The 19,159-nt window shown below is 57.0% G+C and carries 17 protein-coding genes and 2 pseudogenes; 17 read left to right on the plus strand and 2 right to left on the minus strand.

What is annotated here, in order from left to right:
• Window positions 1-27: 27 nt before the first annotated feature.
• The 12 genes and pseudogenes from AC0L4F_RS03255 (at window position 28) to AC0L4F_RS03310 (ending at window position 12,973) form a co-directional block, all read left to right on the plus strand.
• Window positions 28-558, plus strand: coding sequence for a hypothetical protein (locus AC0L4F_RS03255; protein WP_244685303.1), 531 nt, complete (start codon window positions 28-30; stop codon window positions 556-558).
• A complete protein-coding gene (locus AC0L4F_RS03260) occupies window positions 555-3,635 on the plus strand; it encodes an HsdM family class I SAM-dependent methyltransferase (RefSeq protein ID WP_244685314.1) in 3,081 nt (1,026 codons plus the stop codon). The genes AC0L4F_RS03255 and AC0L4F_RS03260 overlap by 4 nt, the downstream gene beginning before the upstream one ends.
• The gene (locus tag AC0L4F_RS03265) at window positions 3,625-4,290 is read left to right on the plus strand and encodes a hypothetical protein (RefSeq protein WP_244685316.1); all 666 of its coding nucleotides are present in this window, start codon (window positions 3,625-3,627) and stop codon (window positions 4,288-4,290) included. Before AC0L4F_RS03260 ends, AC0L4F_RS03265 begins: the two co-directional genes overlap by 11 nt.
• A 290-nt stretch (window positions 4,291-4,580) precedes the next feature.
• Entirely contained in the window at window positions 4,581-5,102 is a 522-nt protein-coding gene (locus AC0L4F_RS03270; RefSeq protein ID WP_244685318.1) for a hypothetical protein, read from the plus strand.
• 432 nt (window positions 5,103-5,534) lie between these two features.
• Complete coding sequence (locus AC0L4F_RS03275; RefSeq protein WP_244685320.1) at window positions 5,535-5,939, plus strand: hypothetical protein; 405 nt, start codon at window positions 5,535-5,537, stop codon at window positions 5,937-5,939.
• Window positions 5,940-5,969: 30 nt separating this feature from the next.
• Window positions 5,970-7,128: pseudogene (locus AC0L4F_RS03280) on the plus strand (IS3 family transposase).
• A 52-nt stretch (window positions 7,129-7,180) separates the two neighbouring features.
• Entirely contained in the window at window positions 7,181-7,474 is a 294-nt protein-coding gene (locus AC0L4F_RS03285) for a hypothetical protein (protein WP_244685322.1), read from the plus strand.
• A gap of 686 nt (window positions 7,475-8,160) precedes the next feature.
• Window positions 8,161-8,961: an SIR2 family protein gene (locus tag AC0L4F_RS03290; RefSeq protein ID WP_244685324.1), complete on the plus strand. Its 801-nt coding sequence runs from the start codon at window positions 8,161-8,163 to the stop codon at window positions 8,959-8,961.
• A 171-nt stretch (window positions 8,962-9,132) separates the two neighbouring features.
• On the plus strand, window positions 9,133-9,846 hold the full coding sequence (locus AC0L4F_RS03295; protein WP_244685326.1) for a hypothetical protein: 714 nt from the start codon (window positions 9,133-9,135) through the stop codon (window positions 9,844-9,846).
• A 103-nt stretch (window positions 9,847-9,949) separates the two neighbouring features.
• On the plus strand, window positions 9,950-10,531 hold the full coding sequence (locus AC0L4F_RS03300; protein ID WP_244685329.1) for a hypothetical protein: 582 nt from the start codon (window positions 9,950-9,952) through the stop codon (window positions 10,529-10,531).
• Between the two features lie 2 nt (window positions 10,532-10,533).
• Window positions 10,534-10,725, plus strand: a pseudogene (locus AC0L4F_RS03305) (AAA family ATPase); the annotation flags it as partial.
• A 79-nt stretch (window positions 10,726-10,804) separates the two neighbouring features.
• Complete coding sequence (locus AC0L4F_RS03310) at window positions 10,805-12,973, plus strand: hypothetical protein (protein WP_244685331.1); 2,169 nt, start codon at window positions 10,805-10,807, stop codon at window positions 12,971-12,973.
• Between the two features lie 514 nt (window positions 12,974-13,487).
• Here the strand turns inward: AC0L4F_RS03310 and AC0L4F_RS03315 are convergent.
• Together AC0L4F_RS03315 and AC0L4F_RS03320 are read right to left on the minus strand one after the other, a co-directional pair.
• On the minus strand, window positions 13,488-13,739 hold the full coding sequence (locus tag AC0L4F_RS03315; RefSeq protein WP_244685333.1) for a hypothetical protein: 252 nt from the start codon (window positions 13,737-13,739) through the stop codon (window positions 13,488-13,490).
• A 36-nt stretch (window positions 13,740-13,775) separates the two neighbouring features.
• Window positions 13,776-14,177 (minus strand): helix-turn-helix domain-containing protein, encoded by a 402-nt coding sequence (locus AC0L4F_RS03320; protein WP_244685335.1) that lies wholly within the window; start codon window positions 14,175-14,177, stop codon window positions 13,776-13,778.
• Between the two features lie 117 nt (window positions 14,178-14,294).
• On the opposite strand from AC0L4F_RS03320, the gene AC0L4F_RS03325 reads away from it, so the two are divergent.
• The 5 genes from AC0L4F_RS03325 (at window position 14,295) to AC0L4F_RS03345 (ending at window position 19,031) form a co-directional block, all read left to right on the plus strand.
• Complete coding sequence (locus AC0L4F_RS03325; protein WP_473446066.1) at window positions 14,295-14,522, plus strand: helix-turn-helix domain-containing protein; 228 nt, start codon at window positions 14,295-14,297, stop codon at window positions 14,520-14,522.
• A 174-nt stretch (window positions 14,523-14,696) separates the two neighbouring features.
• The gene (locus tag AC0L4F_RS03330; protein ID WP_244685345.1) at window positions 14,697-15,767 is read left to right on the plus strand and encodes a tyrosine-type recombinase/integrase; all 1,071 of its coding nucleotides are present in this window, start codon (window positions 14,697-14,699) and stop codon (window positions 15,765-15,767) included.
• Between the two features lie 266 nt (window positions 15,768-16,033).
• Complete coding sequence (locus tag AC0L4F_RS03335) at window positions 16,034-16,921, plus strand: helix-turn-helix domain-containing protein (protein ID WP_244685347.1); 888 nt, start codon at window positions 16,034-16,036, stop codon at window positions 16,919-16,921.
• Entirely contained in the window at window positions 16,921-17,238 is a 318-nt protein-coding gene (locus tag AC0L4F_RS03340) for a hypothetical protein (RefSeq protein WP_244685349.1), read from the plus strand. Before AC0L4F_RS03335 ends, AC0L4F_RS03340 begins: the two co-directional genes overlap by 1 nt.
• Window positions 17,238-19,031, plus strand: coding sequence for a phage major capsid protein (locus AC0L4F_RS03345; protein ID WP_244685351.1), 1,794 nt, complete (start codon window positions 17,238-17,240; stop codon window positions 19,029-19,031). Before AC0L4F_RS03340 ends, AC0L4F_RS03345 begins: the two co-directional genes overlap by 1 nt.
• Window positions 19,032-19,159: the final 128 nt, after the last annotated feature.

A 19,159-nucleotide genomic window follows, 5' to 3' on the forward strand; every position in this document is an offset into this window, starting at 1 on the left:
TCGTACCCGAACCAAAGAGGTATATCGGTGCGGCTTGTAAAAACGCGCAGAGCGAAGATTCAGACTGAGCTGTCGACCGAGCAGCTCAGGGATTGGTCAAGCCGACGGGCGTTTATCCCCGCCGATATCCAGAATAGCGGGCGGGGCTCTCCGGCTCAGTTTGGCTGGCAGGCGATTCCGCTGTTGCGCATTGCGCTGCAGCTCAAGGATCGCTTTCATGTCGAGTTCCATGCACGCCGCAGGCTGTTCGCAGTGCTGCGCGAGGCGCTGCATGATACGTCGTTTGTTAAGTTGTGGGGTACAAGCGTTGCAATCTATGATTGCGAGAGTTGGGAAGTGCTTAATGCGGATTCGGTCGACCAAATGGCCACCGACGCCATCATCGTTCATCTTGATTCCCATCTTGCTGCGTCGGCGACCAAATTCGCGATGCCGAGTTTGCCGCCGACGGCGCAGCTTGAACTTTTCCCGCCACGGTCGGTTTTGACAGAACTCGCGCCCAAAGGCGATGAAACGGCGGCTGCCGCACACAAGCAGCAGTTGCGAGGGTGGGCATGAGTTCCGATGCGTTTCGTAAAGCGCTGCAGGCGACGGGGTACCTTGGTCCCGAAGAACAGTCTGCACCCGGCCTCGTGACTAACGACGCGCCGGAGGCCGCGCGCTTGCGAGCTGTCCTCAAGGACGCGCGCGTTGGCTTAAAGGCAGATGCAGTTTTCTCGGCACAGAATGTGCCGACATCAATTTTCAAGGACGCCGGCGATTTCACACCCAGCGAAGAGCAGGTAGACCAGTGGCGCGAAGCGGCTTGGAATATCGGCGTAGCGCCACTGCTGTGGATCATCACACCGACCGAAGTTCGTCTATATAACTGTTATGCGTCGCCTTGGCGCAGCACGGGTTTGGGAGTTGCGGAGCCACCGCTCGACCGCTTCGACCTTGCTACTGACGACCGACTTCGCGCGCTCGATGCGATGTGTGGACGAGTGGCGACCGAAACCGGCGCCTTCTGGTCTAGCCTGATCGGAAAGAGGATCGATCGTCAATATCGCGTTGACCGCGAATTGCTGGCCGAGATCAATGCGCTGGAAGGGCGGTTAACCGAGCTGCCCCCCGTGCAGAGCGGAGCACATTTGGACGGCGAAAATGAAATCGCCGCAGCACGTGATTTTGCGCAACGGCTGATCGGTCGCTGCATTTTCACGTGGTATTTGCTCGACCGCGGCATCGCGCAGCCATTCCTTCCATGCTCGTTGCCCGACGACCTTGCGGCGATGATGGCAACGCCCACCAGCGCATTCAACCTGTTTGATTGGTTGCGCGATACCTTCAACGGCGATCTCTTCCCGATGGACGATCCCGGCGCCGAGCAAATGCGCCTAGGGCCTGCCCATCTCGAATTGGTGCGAGATTTCGTCGAAGGCAGCAGCCTTGTTCCCGAAAACCACGGGCAGAAACGCCTTTTCCGCTTCCGATTTGACGCGATCCCGGTCGATCTTGTCAGCTCGATTTATCAGCAATTCGCAAGGTCGAGCGCGGAGAAAAAAGCGCGGGTGCAGGGCTTGCACTATACGCCCGTCGAGCTGGTTCATCTGACGCTCGATCCAGTTTTCGAAGACCTTCCCGCGACCGCGCGCTTGATCGATCCGACGTGCGGCTCTGGTGCCTTTCTCGTCGAAGCGTTTCGTCGGCTTATCTGGAAGCGCTGCGGCGACGAACAGGCATCCCGCGCCGTCGTGCGCGATATCCTCTACAATCAGCTCTTTGGCATCGACATCAATCCATCCGCGCTCGGAATCGCCGCGTTCAGTCTCTACTTGGCAGCGCTCGAATTTGATGAAGAGCCGATCACCGACATCGCCGACCTGAAGTTCGACCGGCTGATCGGAACGACGCTTTTCGAGGCCGATGCGATCGGCGAGGATTTGCCCGCCCCACTCGTCCAGAGTCCCTTCGAGGCTGTCGTCGGAAACCCGCCTTGGACTTTCGACAAATCCATCAAGGCCAAGCCACGCGATAAGAGCAATGCGCGCTCTTTGCGCCCGCGTCGCAGTCCCGACTGGGCGTTTCTCGACGTAGCCGCGACGCTCGCCGGCGAGAAAGGCCGCATCGGCATGGTGATGAAGGCATCACCTTTCTTCTCCAAGGATGAACATGCGGTCGAAGCTAGGGCGGGGTTACTTTCGCGCATGAAGCCGGCGGCGCTAGTCAATCTTTCGGCGCTCCGCAAGGAGCACCTGTTCCCTAATGCGACCGGTCCGGCGTTGCTGTTCTTTGCGCGCTGCTCGCTGATGCCGGAGGCCGACCAACTGCTTGTCGGTTCAATCCCTTGGACACCGGATTTTGTTCGCAACGGCCTTTTCCAAGTCGGGCCGGGTGAGCTACGCATGCTCCCACTCCGTCGGGTTCTGCGCACCCCCGCGATGCTCAAAGCGGCGACGTTCGGCACGGTCCGCGACAGTTGGCTCATCGAGCGCCTCGAGCGGGAATTCCCTACGCTGGGAGAAACGCTCAACTCCTTGGGTATCGTTGCGGCCGAGGGTCGGGGACAGGGTTATCAGGTCAAGGGAAACCCCAATTTTCCACCGGACTATTTCTATGATACTCCGACGCTGACTCCGGACGACTACAAGCCATTTCGTATCGATTCCGATGCGCTGCCGCCGTTCTCGGAGCCGACGTTGCACCGCATTCGCAACACATCGATCTATCGTGGCCCTCTGCTGCTCTGTCCCAAGGCAAGCTTCAAATTGAGCGTCGAGGAGGGGCGCTACAGTGCCGCTAGGGTCCCACATGATATTCTCTACACCGAGAGCTTTTACGGAATCTCGTTCGCCGACCATGCTTCCGAGCTTGCGGCGGCCCTTTCCGGAATCCTCAATTCCTGCGTGACGACGTTCCAACTTGCTTATGGCGGCGGTGCATGGGGGCTAGAGCGTTCGACCGTCGAGCCAAAGGATCTTTTGTCGCTACGCGTTCCCGATCTTCGCAGGGTTGACGCAGCGTCCCTTCAGCTAATCGCCGAGGCTGAAGCCGCCGTAGCTCGCGAGGCCACCCCCGAGCATTTTCAGGCACTCGATGCCGCCGTCGCAGAGCTTTATGAATTCGATCGGCACGAGTTGGTCCTCGCGCGAGAGAGCATCGAACGCGCACGAGTGCTGATTTTCGAGGGTCGTAAGCGCCGCCTGGCGTTCGTCAAGCCGCCTCAGCGTGAGCCGCTTAAAGCCTATGCAGCAACCGTGACCAGCGTTGTCGATGGCTATCTGCGTAGGCGAGGCGTTCGACACCTCGAAGCTTCGGTCTATACGCGCCCTCTGGTGAGCGCTAGCTGGGCCGACGGTGGTGCCGGACTCACGGCCATTCGCTTTCGCATGAGCGCCGGAGCACCGCCGCGCGAGCCAGCCATCGCGCTCGGCGACGATGCTGAGCTAACGGCACTTGCGGACCAATTGAAGGGATGGGTGAAGTCGGACATGCCTCCTTATCTGAATGAGCGGCGAAACTTGCGGCTCTATCTTGGCGACAGCTTATTCATCGTGAAACCTTCCGAAGTCCGCTATTGGACGAAGACGGCTGGCCTCAACGATGCGGATGTCATCCTTGCCGATCATTGGCTCAAGGCGTCGCATGCAGTTTAGACTTGATCAGCCCGCCGGCGTGCCCTCCTTCGACCTAGAGGCAGGAGAGATCGAGACAGTGGTCGATCTTATCTGTCAGGGGGCCCGCGAAGCCCGTCAGGAAATTGCAGCTGGCCTCCTTGAAGTGCCGATGACCGTCATCGTGCGGAAAGCTATGAAACGTAAGAAGCGTGAACTTGGCCTGACCAATCTCGAGGTCGCGGGCGAGGTCGAGATCGACGACATGGAGACCAACGGGGCCAAATTGCTCGGGCGCATCGACCTCACATTGAAGTTCTCGCGTCAGTTTGGAAACGAAGACGACTATGTCGGCGTCGAATGCAAGCGTGTTGGTGCTGGAAGCGCATTCAGCCAACTAAACTCCCGCTATGTCACCCAAGGGGTCGAACGATTTATAAATGGCCAATATGCGAATGGACACGCTTGGGGCTTCATGCTGGGCTATGCCCTTGCGCTACCGGCGGATGCTATCGTTCAAGCGGTCAACAGTCGTCTGCAATTGGATTATGGAGCAGCCGCGGCGCTTTCTACGGTGGAAATGCACGACGACGCGCTCGCCATTCATGAGGGAGCCGTCCAACGTCCCGATGGTTCCTCTATCCGTCTGCGGCATATCATCGTTGATATGGTGCCGGGAGCACCCGCAAACGATTGAGCCAACGGCGGCTTTCAGGATCAATAGCTGCGCCTCCCCACGACAGCAAACAGGGCGCATTGATTTCGTTTGAACTCGACGCAGCAATCGTCACGCCGACTCTGACCTGCCGTTCTCGGCCTCGTCAACGATGGTCCGCAATGGGCCGAAACCTCACCAGAGCGAAGCAATAAACGCGGCTTCTATGGGGCTAACCGCAGGAAATGTGGAAGTATTTTGCGAAGCCATGGAATGCCAGAAACATTTATTGTACGCCTGCTTATCCGTACTTTGTTTAAGGAGCTATCATCGTGGATTTTTCTCAAGTGCTTTGGGCTGTTGCCGGTGGCGGTGCTACTCTCGCATTAGAGGCGCTTGGGCGATCTTTATGGGGCGATGTTGCCAAGCGCATTTCGGTGGGTGTTTGGGCTATACGCATCTTCGATTGCCTAACTAGCTGGGCTCTTAATGACCCGCTTTGGAGCGGAAAGTGGAATGTTGCCTGGCGTGTTGGAAGTGAGAATTTCCTACCAGACAATGAAGATACGGGACGTCTCTATAGGTGCTTCAACAGCTTTGCTATTGAGGGGAGCGGCACCACGATGTCAGGTCGCAATATTCCCTACGCGTTTGTTGGCAAGTTGAGTTGTGACAAGTCGATTGCTACAGGTCTTTGGTTCGACAACCGAGGCGGAAAATCCGGCTATCACGGCGTGTTTCAAATGCGTGTGCGAGGTGATGGCGCCGGAGCAGAAGGCCTTTGGGCGGGCTTTTCGGAAACGACTTCCGCGATTAAGTCTGGAGAGATGTCTTGGCACAGGTCGAGTGATTGACCCACAGCTAAGGCCACTTTCCAAGCGTGTCGCGGTTTCAGTCGTTGATGGTTCCGCCTGCCCTTGGGGACATATCTAAATAGACGGTCAAAGTGTTCCCCTCTCATTTTCTAACCGGCTGCGTCTGAGAAGAGAATTTCGCAGTACGGGAGCTTGTGGGGCGGGGAGTGCTTTATGGTGCTGAAACTGAAAATATTTCTCGCTCGGCGCGAATGCCTCCTGTAGCCGGCAGCGCCGACAACGTATCATCTCTGGAATGGCAGCTACTTGGGCCTCGCGGGTGTCTTGATCTTCCGTTAGACGTCTGCGATCTGTGGAGTGTTGTAGCAAGCTAGTGCCTTTGCCAAGATTTGCGACGCACAACTTGGGTGTTTTCTCTCTGATGCGCTCCCAACGTACGAGTTTTACTACTCTATTCAATTTGAGGCCCCCATGGACGTCCTGTTTTTCTTCAAGGAACGCACCCGCTTCATTCGCCAGTTTTATGACACAGCAGCCGTTCCGTTTCTTCAGACAATGGAGGCAATCGAGAAGGGCGCGCCGCCCTTCGACAATCCACCATACAGCGAGGATGGCGAGCCGACCTATCTAGTCGAATGGATCGAGGCCTCTGAAGCACTTGAGGTGCTTGGCCGGACATGTCTGTCAATGCTCTCACCCTCATTGCAGCTTTACTTCAGAACATGGGAACGACAGCTTGGGGTTAGTTGGGACGAAGATAAACGCAAGAAGGCGTTCAAGAAGGGCTTCCTCAACGGCTACTTGACCTGTTTCGAGCAGGTGGGGGGAGTTGTGCGAGGTGACCTGCCCCCCGCGAAATCCCTCACCGTAATGTAGAGTCTGCGCCAACTCTGAAGGAGCAGACAGATGCGAAAGAGTCGTTTCACCGAGGCGCAGATCATCGGTATGATCAAAGAACAGGAAGCAGGGATGCCGACAGCGGAGGTGTGTCGCAGGCACGGGCTGAGCACGGCGACTTTCTACAAGTTGAAGGCCAAGTATGGCGGGATGGAAGTTTCTGAGGCCGCCAGGCTGAAGGCGCTCGAAGACGAGAACGCCAAGCTCAAGCGCCTGCTGGCCGATACCATGCTCGACAACGTCGTGCTGAAAGACTTGCTGGGAAAGAATTGACGACATTGACCAAGCGGCGAGACGCGGCGCTTCGGGCGATGCGGGATCATGACATCTCGCAGCGCCGGGCCTGCAGGCTTGTCGGTGTCGATCCCAAAACAGTCCGGCGAGAACGCCCACCGGACTGTACCGAGATCCGCAAGGAGATGCAGGACATCGCTGCCAAGCGGCGCAGGTTCGGTTACCGCCGGATCGGCGTGCTGCTGGAGCGCAAGGGCATGACCATGAACCACAAGAAGCTCTACAGGGTCTATCGCGAAGAAGGGCTGTCCGTGAAGCGGCGGCGCGGCCGGAAACGGGCGCGTGGCACCAGGGTGCCGATGCCAGTTGCGGCGTATCCCAATGCTCGTTGGTCGTTGGACTTCGTATCCGACAGCTTCGGCGCCTCGCGGAAGTTCCGGATGCTGGCAGTGATCGATGACTGCACTCGGGAATGCCTGTGCCTTATCGCGGACACCAGCCTCTCCGGCGCAAGGGTCGCCCGGGAGCTCAGCGCTCTGATCCGGCTTTACGGAAAGCCCGGCTGCATTGTCAGCGATAATGGAACTGAGTTCACCAGTCGGGCCATCCTGAAATGGGCCGACGAGAACGAGGTGCCGTGGCACTACATCGATCCGGGCAAGCCGCAGCAGAACGCGTTCATCGAGAGCTTCAACGGCAGTCTCAGGGATAAGCTACTGAACGAGGAGATCTTCGACAGCCTGGATGATGCGCGGCGCAAGCTGGCCCTATGGCGTTACGACTATAACACGGTCAGGCCACACTCGTCCTTGGGCAACCAAACGCCGCTGCAAGCGCGCCGTGCGCTTGAGCAATTTGAAAACTCCGCGCCCGGCGCGCTTGCGTCAGACGCGGAAGCCGAATACCCAATTCAACCTGCAAACTCTCATTATGAATGAGGGACCAGCAGGGGGCAGGTCAGAGGAGAATGCCCTGCGAATCTCGATTTGATCGAGCAGGTCATCCTTGCACGGAACCGCGATCAGCACCCGGAGGATATCACCTCAATGCGTGTAACTCATGGAAGGGTGAAGACTGATCGGCCCAGCAACCAATTCTTTATGAATGAAAGGGATCTTGCGATGTTCAGCGACCCTGAGATGCAGGGCCTTTCGTTTTTGGATCCTGCCATCCATGTTTCTGGTGAGCAGCTCTTTGCTGCGATCTTAGAGGCGGAAAATCTGGTGGACTGGTTGGAGGTGTGCCTGCTCAACACTCGTTGGGGTCCTCAGGTGACCTGATCCACAAGCAAAGCAAAGTGACCGCTTTTGTGAACTCGCAATTCAACTTCAACGTTGGCCTCCAGCGCTGTGCTGTCACCACAACGTCTCAGTGAGTGGAAATTAACTGTCCCTCTTACAAGTCTTGCAGCGGATGGCAGCTTTATCAGACCACACTGTAGCGTGAGTTTAGCCGTCGAAGGACAGCAAAGGGCCGGTCATGCCTGCGAGCCTGGCTGGTCGCTGCGACTTTGCAAAGGGCGCTTTCTGCGCTTCGCTGACGTCCGGCTCAGGCGCAGGGAAGCATGGCTCACCGGCAGCCTGCTCGACCGAAGCAACGGCCCAGTGCTGACCCTCCAGAACCGTGCCGTGAATGACCGCTCTGAAGCCCGCTTTGGTCCTTCATGCCAGCCGCCGCATGGCACCACAGACAGCATTGCCGCAACGTTGGTACTAAACGTAGGACCGCGGCGAAATCCAACGCCAAGGGTCAAATGTCGTCGTTCAGCAGTCCGGTTCGAATACTGCCGCAAACCCAGCGTAGAATTTGGTCGTGGACACCAATGTGAACGCGCCGCCTTGCAGACGGCGAAGGGCCGTAGGCGAGCATCTAAACCTCAGTAGAGGATAGCCAATTGCGTAGCCTTCAGAATGCACTAGGAAGTTGCGGCCATTCCCGCTAAGCGTTTCTTATTGAGGGAGACGCCTTGCCGACAGCTAAATCTATTTCAGTCGCGGAGACGATCGAGTTGCTCGACGGTCCGCTGAGCAGCTTTTCCGAAGGCTTCCAGGCCGGGCTCTACGCGCTCTGGTTGGGATCGGGCATTTCGCGTGAACGCGTAGTTGGTCTGGATGGTGTATTGGCCAAGCTGCTCGAGAATCTACGCCTCCGCATCACGGGTACCGATTGCGAGCACCGTCGCACCTTGCAGAGTATTCTTGGTCTTGCCGACCTGTCTGCTGGGGAAATGTCGCAGGTCGACCTAAATCAGCCGGTTGCCTCCTGGCCGATCCAAGGCATTCTGATCGACCGGCTCTGGAATAAGTACTCGAAAGTTCTTGGTTCCGAAGTTCAAGGTCAGTCTTTTGACTACCTTCTCTGGGATGTTCTTGACTTTCCAGGGACATTTTCTGCTCAAAGAGCTGATGCAGAACACCTTGCGATCGCAATGCTGGTTCTCGAAGGCGTGGTTTCGGATCTCGCGACGGCCAACTGGGACGGCCTGCTAGAAGCGGCAATGGTAGAGCTTGGCCGGCCGAGCGAAACGTTTCGAGTTGCAGTTACCGGGGGTGACTTGCACGGACCGCCAGGAATTGGGACGTTGTACAAATTCCATGGCTGCGCGAAACGAGCAATCGAGAACGAGGCCCAGTACCGGTCTTTGCTCGTGGCGAGGGAGACAGCGATCACGCATTGGGGACAGAACGCGAACTTCACACAGATGCGGCAACAATTAAGGGCACTCATTGCTCGTTCAAGAACGCTTATGATCGGGCTATCTGGGTAAGACACGAACATCCAGCAGCTGTTCGGCGCGAACGGCTGGCAGTGGAATTCAGTACCCGTACCGCTCATTTTTGCTGAACAGGACCTCTCCGAGGGCCAGAAGTCTATCCTCGAGGGCGCATACCAAGGCGACTATGAGGCCAATCGTGAGCAGATACGGGCGGATGCCACCTTGCCCGCTTTTGGAAAGCCACTGCTACTAGCGCTTCTTTTAAAGACTTTGTTTGGCAAGTTGGCCGCCTTCACTGATTTGCTGACGTCGCCAGCCGTTGATGTAGGTGGCAAAAAGCGCCTCATTGATGGGCTGAAGGCGCTTGAGCACGCCGCGGCGCAAGCAGGCGACGCCGACCGCTATGAGTGCGCTCGAACAATCTCAGCGTTGATTGGTAGAGCTTCCGACCAGTTTCTCGGGGGTGCGGGCAGCGCCGGTCGCCGCCCCTATATTCCGCTGCATTCTCAGAGAGCGGATTTGATTCAGCATGATCCAGCGATTGGGATTTCCGGTCGGCCGGAAGCCGCTGCCGCACTGGGACTGATAGGTCAAGGGCTGGTCGCCAACCAGTGGTCGGTTGCGGTCGACGATCCGGAACAGCCGACGAGCGGGGCGCTGCGGCTGATAGCTCCGGCGGCTGAGGCCCGCGTGTTTCTTGCAGCCAATGACGAAAACATCAACCAGCTCGTCGCCTCTGGTGCGTTTGATGAAGACGATGCCGATGTTGTAGTGATATGCTCACGCAAGGTAACCCCTAGGCAGCAACGAAGCCCCTCCGCTTCAATGCGGACACGTAAGGCGCCTTCTCGCTATGTCAGCGTAAGCGATTTGCTCGACAACTCAGCGTCGTTCGACGAAGTCCAGGTAAGGTTTAACAATGAGGTCGGACTGTGAGGAAAGCAGAAACCGTCGATCACTATGTTTGCTTTGGCGACCTGACCGAAGGCCCAGCGTCGTTCTACGAGGTCCGAATTGGTTTCAATTCTGAGGTCGAATTATGACGACAGCGGATACCGTCTATCAGATTTTGACGCAGGAGGGTGGCTATCGCCCCCTTGTGAAGCCGGTCAAAATAGGTTCCCAAGCGTTCGATTTTACTTATGTGCTTGTGGCCGGTGAGCGAGCCAACGACCTCGTCATAGTGATCGATCTCACGGGTGCGTCAAACGATGCACAGGTGACGCGGTCGGTGTTAGCCTTTACCCGGGCTCTGGATGTGCTGGGCTCGAGGCGATCGGTAACCACCGTTCTCACATCAGGTCAGGCGGACACCGCCCTTGTGAACTCGATCAGCCGTGTTTGCCGAGTGCTGCCGATTGGTGCGCCGAGCGGGCCGTCGGCGGAAGGCTTGGTCCGGGACTGGCTGGCCGTACTGCTGCCACTGAAAAGCCCTCCGCCGGTCGAGCACCTAGCGGACTGGAAGGTTGGTTTTGGGGAACAGTTAAAAGATACGATTGATGAGCACGATCTAAGCCGTTTTGTGAAACTCGCCGAAGAGGGCAAGGAAGCAGTGGAAACGGCGCTTGCCCTCGAAATTTCGGCTCTTGCTGATCAGGCGCTTGAGGACGGAGCCGTATAGTCATGACCCCGCGCTTAAAGTCGCTCTCGATCCAAAACTTCCGTTCCATTCGTGGATCGGTGGTCATTCCGCTCGATGCCCAGGTAGTGCTGGTTCACGGTACCAACGGCATGGGCAAGACGAGCCTGATGTCGGCGATCGAGCTCGGCCTTACCGGCTCCATCTCTCACCTCGATGACCAGCCAAAATATCAGAACTTCCTCACACATATCGACACGCCAGGTGGTTCGATCCAGCTTACTATCGAAGGGATGAATAGGCGCTCGACCGGGGGTGGCCAAGTCACGTTCAATCCGAGTTCATTTGACGCGAACTCCGGCGCTAAATGCAGCCGATGCTGGTTTCTTTTCAGAGCGGTGCTACCTTCCGCAAGCTGTACTCGGTCGCCTGCTGGACATTTACGATCAAAAGAAGACCACGAACTCGAGGCTAACGGAATTCGTGAAGGAATTGTTGAGGCTCGACGCTGTCGACGCCTTGGTGGACGGCTTCAACCATGCGTTCAATGTTACTAGAATCCGCAAGCTCGCCCCGGTCTACAAGCAGCTTGAGGAGGCTCGCGACCTTCTCAAAAGGCAAATCGAACGCGAACGGTCGGGCGTTGAGGCCGCCCGAGAGGCTAAAACTCAACGCACGTCCAAGCTCAACAATTTGATTGCCAATTTGGATCCCTCCGCAGAGCCGGTCGGTGCTGATTTCGATGTCGCGGAACTGCGTGACAAGATCGGCAATCGGGATAGGGACCAGGACGAACTTGCGAGTGTCACTCAGCAACGGACGGAGGTGAGCACGTTGCTGAGCCGTCTGGATCAGGCTGCGGCAGGAAGTCTCGATACCGAGATCGCCGCACTGGAACGTGATGCCGCCGCCAGTGGATTGCTGTACGAATCCTGGCTGAACAGCCAAGGAGCAGAGATAACTCATGCACTGGACTCCCTCAGAGAGTTCCATTCTGAGCTATCGCCAATCGATGGCGCAAACGTCGACGATCAGGTCGGGGATGCACTGAGCTGGTGTGTCGATGAGATTGCACGCGGCCAACGGTTGCTAGACCAGCACAGCGCAGCGAGTGAGCAACTGACGGCAGCGAAAACGACAATCCAGAGGGCGACAACCCGCATTAGCGAAATCAACTTGGCGCTCGAAGCGGGTACTAAGGATGTACAGACCTTGGCCGCTGCCCTTGCAGGCATAGCGCCGCATGTTGAAGGTGATTTGTGCCCGGTCTGCAATCGCGACTACACGGAGGTCGATAGTGGTTCTCTGACCGCGCACATTGCGGAAACGATAGCGAACCTCACGTCGGAGGCGGGGCGCCTGCAGGCGCTCTCTGCGGAGCGTGCGTCAGAGAGCGAGCGATTGACGGCAGCTCGACGAAACGAGGCGACTGCCGACCGGCTGGCGCTACAGCCCGAAGAGATTATCGATCTACGTCGACGCCAGACGGCGATCGCCTTTATTAGGTCAAGGCTTGAACCGCTGCAGGACGCCGCCGCTCAAGGGAAAAACCTCTTTGGTAGCCTCGACAGTGCTCGCCGGGGCCTTGCGGCCTTGAAACGGACGGGACTGCAGTCGGCATCCTTACTTCTGGAGATCAATGCCGTAGTGGAACGGGCAACTGGCCAGCCACCGACAAGTTTTCCGGGCCTACGCGAGGCTCTCGATGCGGCGAACAAAGAGCTTTCGGGCCGTCTCGAAAACGTCCAAGCGGCTCTTTCTTCGCGCTTGGCCATCGAGACCGAACTCGAGCAGTATGCCCGCGAGGCCCAGTTGTTCTCGGACCGCCAAGCTCGGACTACCGAACTCGAAGCGCGCCTCGAGACGATGACGGGGGCCTTTTCTTCGATTGACGACGTCCGGAAAAGGGCCAAAACCATCGCGACCGCGGCAACCCAGGTCCGTTCCGGGATCGTCCGCGACGTTTTCAGCGGGTCGCTCAACAAGGTTTGGCGCGACCTTTTCGTGCGCCTTGCTCCGAACGAGCAATTTGTTCCGCAGTTCCGCCTTCCCGATCAGGGAGATGGCAAGGTGGAGGCGGTGCTCGAAACTTTCCATCGGTCGGGACAGACCTCCGGTCCTCCGGGAGCCATGCTAAGTCAAGGCAACTTGAACACCTCGGCCTTGACTTTTTTCCTCGCGTTGAACCTGTCGGTACCGTCTCAGTTGCCGTGGCTCGTGCTTGACGACCCCGTGCAGTCTATGGACGACGTACACATTGCGCAATTCGCCGCCCTATTGCGGACATTCTCCAAGGGCCTCGGCAAGCAGGTAGTCATCGCGGTGCATGAGCGTGCCCTGTTCGAGTACCTTACGCTCGAACTAAGCCCAGCGTTCGCCGGTGATAGCTTGATAACTATCGAAATTAGCCGGAACTTTGCCGGAGATGCCGTGGCGGATCCACACTTCTATGAATTTGAATATGATAAGGCCGTCGTTGCCTGAAACCGAAAACGACTAGTCTTACCGACCGCGTGCCAGAGGGGAGTGTGTCGCCGAACTCCATATTAGACAGTGGCAGGCAATGATCGGAGTGCGTTGCGGCGGCGCAATATACGATGGTTGGTACATAGTGAAATGGAGCTTTGTAAAAGCCTCTGCCCCGGTCCGCTCAATTTCTGCGCAAGGCGTCGGGAGACAGCTTTGTCGAGCGCCTACGAACGGCTTTTGCGGCCTATCGGCGACGGCGATGGTCGGAAAGCGCTCGGCATCCTTGGATCAAATATGCAATGAGCCACGTCCGCTGTTGGGCAACTGCTGCCGTTCGTGACCAGCGAAGCGAAAGTCTGGAACCCGCCCTTAAAGTCAGGCTGCGGTGAGTGTAAAGGGTTGCTTCGGTTAAAATTTTTACTGTGTGTATGTCTGAATAAAGCCTGGAACCGAACCGCGCTTGCATATTCAGGCGCGAGCCCTCTATGCCCTGATATGTGACTGCCTTATTTGTTCGGCTGACGATCTTCTAGAATTTAGTAGAAAGGGCGGCCAAGGCGCGAGCGGCTTCTAATTTTCCTTGATGCGCCAAAACCGCCGCAACAAGAGAGACAAGGCAGGCAGCTAGCGTGGAAAGATTATAATCGATGCCGCCTTTCAGACCGAAAGCTAGGAGGCAGCCGAAACCGATCGCAGTGAAAAACAAGCCGGATGCGAGGAGCTTAAGTTTTTGCACGAGTTTTACTAGTCGCGCAGCCGCGACTTTGGATAAGCGCGTCAAAGGAGGCTCCCTTTTTCTCAAGTTTCGAAGCCGTGGCTAGCCCAACAGCTCCTGGATATCCGTTGCTGGCAAGCACTCACCTTGCGCTAGGCTGAATTTGATCAGCAGGCGCAGCATCTTTGCTTTTTCTGCATTGTCGCGCTCAGATGGTGATTGCTCCATTGCGTCCAAGCTGGCCTTCGCGACCTGCTCGATGATCTGCATGCTGCGGTCATCGGTGGGTTCCTTCTCACCAAGCAGAAGCCAATGAGGCGAAACGTTCATGATTTCATGAATGCGCAGTATGGCAGCCGTTGGCAGCTCGCGTTTTCCGTTCTCATATGCACGGTAGGAGCGAAACGAAGTATCGATCGTTTCAGCGAAATCCTGCTGGTTCAGGCCTGTTCGCGCCCTCAACTCCCTTAGGCGCCCTCCGATCTCCGAAAAGGTACTGGACATGTGCGACCTCAATTGGCCATAAGTGGCCACATATGGACATATCGTCCGTTGAATGCTTGTTTCGACACAACGAGGTCTACCTATGTACAAGAAGAAAGGAAAGCTATGTCCGAGATGATGTTGGAGTCGAAGGACGTGGCTGAGCGCCTGTCCTTGTCCGTGCGGCATGTTCGATCCCTGCTTGGCAGTCGCCAACTGCGTCATGTGCGCGTAGGGCGCCGCTTCCTCGTTCCGGAGAGCGCCCTTGACGAGTTCTTGGCCGCTCATACCGTTCAAGCCCTTCACAACGATCAGACCGACGAGGAGTTCATATATGAGCAACCTTCGCCCTCTGGTTGTCTCTGAGCGAGGCGCCGCACACCTACTGAGTGTCCGGATCGACGAATTTCGCCGTCTTGTCGCCGGTGGCAGTGTACCGCGCGGACGAGAGCTGGCACCGGGCTTGACACGATGGAGCGTTGAAGAGCTGTCGGCCTTCGTCTCTGGCAAGGCTGTGCAAGGGCTGGAGGATGTCAGTTGGTGAAGAAGAAGTTCCTTTGGCGTCACCCCAGTGGTCGGTGGTATGTGCGCGTTCAGGGCCGCTACAATCGGATATCCGCGCAAGAGGGAACGCCCGAGTTCGATCTTGAATACTGGGAGATCCTGACCGGCAAGAGGATGCAAGCTAAGACCAGCTGGTCAGCCTTGATGAAAGACTATCGGGCTTCGGAACGTTGGACATCACTGAAGCCAAGGACCCGACAAGACTACGAGAAGGTCCTAACTTACCTTGAAGAAAAGATCGGCGAACGAGACGTGAAACTGCTCTCGCGGCAAGATGTCATTAAGGCGCAGCGGGCCAATGCGCACCGTGTGCGGTTTGCTAATTATATCCCGCAGATGCTGGTTATTCTGTGCGAGCACGCGATCGATCTTGGCTGGCTGTCGCAGAACCCGGCGAAGGGCGTTCGCCACTTGCCGACGCCTGACGACAAGAAGCAGGCCCATCTGCCGTGGACCGATCAGGCTGTCTCGACTTTCCGCGAGAAAGCGACAACCATCGAGCGACTTATTTTCGAGATCGGTGTAGGTACAGTGCAGCGGCCAGGCGACTGGGTGGATTTCACTTGGTCGGATTTTGACGGCGAAACGCTTGCGGTTTTGCAGAACAAGACCGGCTACGCGCTTCAATTGCCATGTACAGCGGAGCTGAAGGCCGTGCTGCTCGACGCTCAGGCACGATTGGAGGATGATGCTGAGGGGCCGATCCTGCGCACACAGACTGGTGGCAAAATGAGCTACCGCTACATGGCGCAGATCATGCTCAGGGCGCGGCGTCGCATGCAGCTGGAGCAATTTGACCTGCACGCTTTGCGCTATCGCGGAATCAAGGAGTTGGCTTGGGCAGGCTGCTCGGACGACGAGATCAAATCTTTCAGCGGCCACGCGACTGACGCGATGGTCCGGAAATATGCCGGTGAGGCGCGCCAGATTATGCGTGCGCGGCAGGCGGCAGAGAAACGAAATGACACAGGGAACGAACGGGGATCAGAGAGAGAACCTGATACCCATAGTGATACCACCAAGAAGAGGAACCAGCTATGTCATTGAAAATAATGGAGGCGAGTACCGGAATCGAACCGGTGTACACGGATTTGCAATCACCCGCATGTCGTTGAAATATCGGCTACTAACTGTAAACACCCCACCTTTTGTGGTGTCCTGAAATCAAACGGTTGCAATCCGATTGTAAACCGTTTGCGCGGTTTCAAACATCGTCACGGTTTGACTTTCGGTGGCGTAAGTGCCGAGCAATGGCCGTGCAATAACCCCCGTTCAGCAACGCGCCTATCCGGGGATTTCCTTGCGGTGCCGTCATGAGCCACCGAGCGAATTACTGGCTGGCGCAACTTGAACCCAAAAGGGTCAAGCCTGGAGCGTTTCGGGTGCTCTTTCACCTTTGTGATTTCCACAATGATGAACGCGATCCGCGCCGAGCTTGTTTCCCGTCGCAGGACACATTGCGCAAGCGCACAGGCATGGCCAATGGCACATTGAACAGCGCGCTTGCACAGCTCGAAACGGATGGTTTGATCCGCCGCATTCGATCGACAATTCCCGGCGAGGCCAAGCGAAGAACCTACTACATCCTTGAGTGCGATTTCGCCCGTTTGGGTGAGCAAACTCCGCAAAATGGAGTTAGCCCAAACTCCGGCGCGCCGGAGGCAGCACAGAAGCTAACTCCGGTTTCAGAGGAAGCTAACTCCGGTTTTTCGGGGGGCAAACTCCGGCCCACCGGAGATGATCCTGTAAGGAACCTTAAAGGAAAGAATGTGTGTGGATCTGAGGGCGATCACATTCAGCAAACTCCAGACGGTTTCGAAGAGTTCTGGGAAGTTTACCCAAGAGTCCGAGACCGGGTGACGAGTTGCAAGCTGTTCGCAGATGCAGTGAAAGCGGGTGTTGATCCAAAATGGATTGTAAAAGCTGCAAAGCGGTATGCATCCGAGAATGCCAAGAACAACGCGGCATACATCGCGTATTCGACCAATTGGCTTGAAGCGAGTCGCTGGCAAGATTGCCCGCAGGACGTACCGGCGAGAGAGACCGGAAGCGTTGCCGAGAAGGTAGCGCGGTTCTGGGCGGATAAAATCATATCGGGCCAATACGTGCCGCAATCTGCCATCAACCCGGCTCTTGCTGAGTATTTGCTGGAAAATAAACTGGTGGCGGAAACTGATCTGCACCGCGCAGGGCTGATGTGATGGCTGGTCATGCTTTAGTCATGAAACGCAGTGGTGGCGCTATGTTCGGCTTGACCTGGTCAGCGGTGATTGATGCGCCTAGGGACGGCAAGGGCTTCGATCTTGTACAGAGCAACGCGCTGGCTGTTTTGGGTGGAACTCACAAAGCCGTTCACACGGAGTCGATTGAACCGCGCTTTTTTGAAAGCAATGCTCCGCTGGCCGTCGCGCTCCAGCGTTTGGTTCTAGTCATCTGCCAATTGGATCTCGCACCTTTTGACTGTCTGGCCGGGATGGCGTTTTGCGCTCATCAAGCCAAAGACCCTAGGGCCTGCTGATGCGCACCAAAGTTGCTCTTTCTATCAGCGTTCCTGGACAGAACTCCGGGATCTTCCATCCGCTAGCACGGGTCCTTCCAGTAGGGGGGCAGCACACGGGTAATTCGCATCCCGTTTCATGCAAGCAACTGACTTCATTTATAAATAATGAATGTTGTGGTTGTTATTATTGTTCCATTGGGAACCGGAAAGGCGACCGTTTCGCCCGTATTGAAGGGGAACAGTTCATGTTCGCAAAGCAAATCTCGGGCACTTCGGCCCAAAATCGGTCGCTGGAATTGGCGAAATTTGGTAGAGGCGGCGCAGGCATTGCGCGCGCCGAAGGGAACCCAGGCCAAACAACAACTGGCGGTTCAAACCGCGCCGTTGCAAATGGCCAGCCATCCGCGCGGTATTTGGCGCAGATCCGCATGGCGGGGCAGCGGGCACAACTGTCTGCAGCGTTTATGGATGTGATGGCAGATACAGGTACGGTTCCGGCAAATGCCGATGCAGTCGCGGCGGGATTGGCGCAAGTGGCGCAGATGGTTGCGCCGTTCGCGGGATCGGCCGGAATGGATGAAGCTGCTGTTTTGTCCATCGCGCGGCGCGCTGTGTTGTCTGCCGCTGAATTGCCAAGCGGGAACGGCACAGAAATCGCCGATGCAATCGCGGGGTTTGCAGGTCAAGAAGCTGCGGCCACAATGGCACGGCTGGAAAGACCGCTGCGCCCAGTATCCAGCGACGTAACCTTTCGCGGATCTTCGGGGGTGACGCGCGCCGATGCTATGGCCGATGGGTTGATGGCGCGCATGGTGGCCGGACACGTCCCGACACATGGCCGGGAGTTCGCCAATATGCGGCTGGACGAAATGGCGCAGCTAAGCGCTGGCGGCAATTATCTTCGGGGCCGTCGCAATGCATCAATGTTCGGCGGGGCGATGGGCACCGATGATTTTGGCTCCGCCCTGGCGATTGCTTCGAACAAGGTTCTCTTGCAAGCCTATGAAGCTTCGGAATCTCAAATCAAGCGGGCATCCCGTGAAATCGAAGCCCCGGATTTTCGGCCCATCAATTCTGTTCGCGTTTCTGGCGGCGTGGAATTGGGCAAGGTCAAAGAGAATGGTGAATTCACTGCCGGAACGATCACCGACGCGGGCGAAGCTTTTGTTATCGAAACCTATGGCAAAATCTTCACGCTGACCCGGCAGGCAATCGTCAACGATGATCTAGGGGCATTCGAACAAAGCGCCACGATGTTCGGACAGGGCGCAGCGCTGACCGAAGCGCGGATCTTTGCGACGTTGCTGGAAATGAACAGCGGCGCTGGGCCGGTTATGTCCGACACAGTCAATTTGTTCGATGCGGCGCATGGAAACCTGGCATCCAGCGGCGGCGCTCTTTCGATCTCCACGCTTTCCGCTGCACGCACTGCGATGCGCCGTCAAAAAGGGCTGGCAGGTGAGGCGATCCGGGTTGATCCGGCCATGCTGATTGTGCCGCCTGAATTGGAAACGGTAGCGGAACAGCTTGTCGCGGAAATCGCAGCAACCACCACTGACGAATCCAACCCGTTCACCGCCAAATTGACAGTGCTGGCCGATGCGCACCTGACCGATGAAGATGCTTGGTATATCGCGGCGCTTCCGGGCCGTCCTGATGGCCTGCAGCATGCTTACCTGAGCGGGACAACCGGGCCGCAGATTTTCACCCGTGAGGGTTTCGAGACCGACGCCAGTGAATTCAAAGTGCGTCTCGATTTCGGCGCTGGGTTTGTTGATCACCGTGCCTGGTACAAGAACCCCGGCGTGTGATGTTCGGCAGATTTTGGCGGGACCGTTGAAGTTGGTTCCGCCGGTCTGTGCAAATGCATCGCAGTCCGTCGATTTTGGGGTCAGTGGGCGCATGGGGGGCGGGTGCCTCGGGCAAGTGCCCAAAGTGG

This window comes from Marinovum sp. J2-8, from assembly GCF_055808435.1.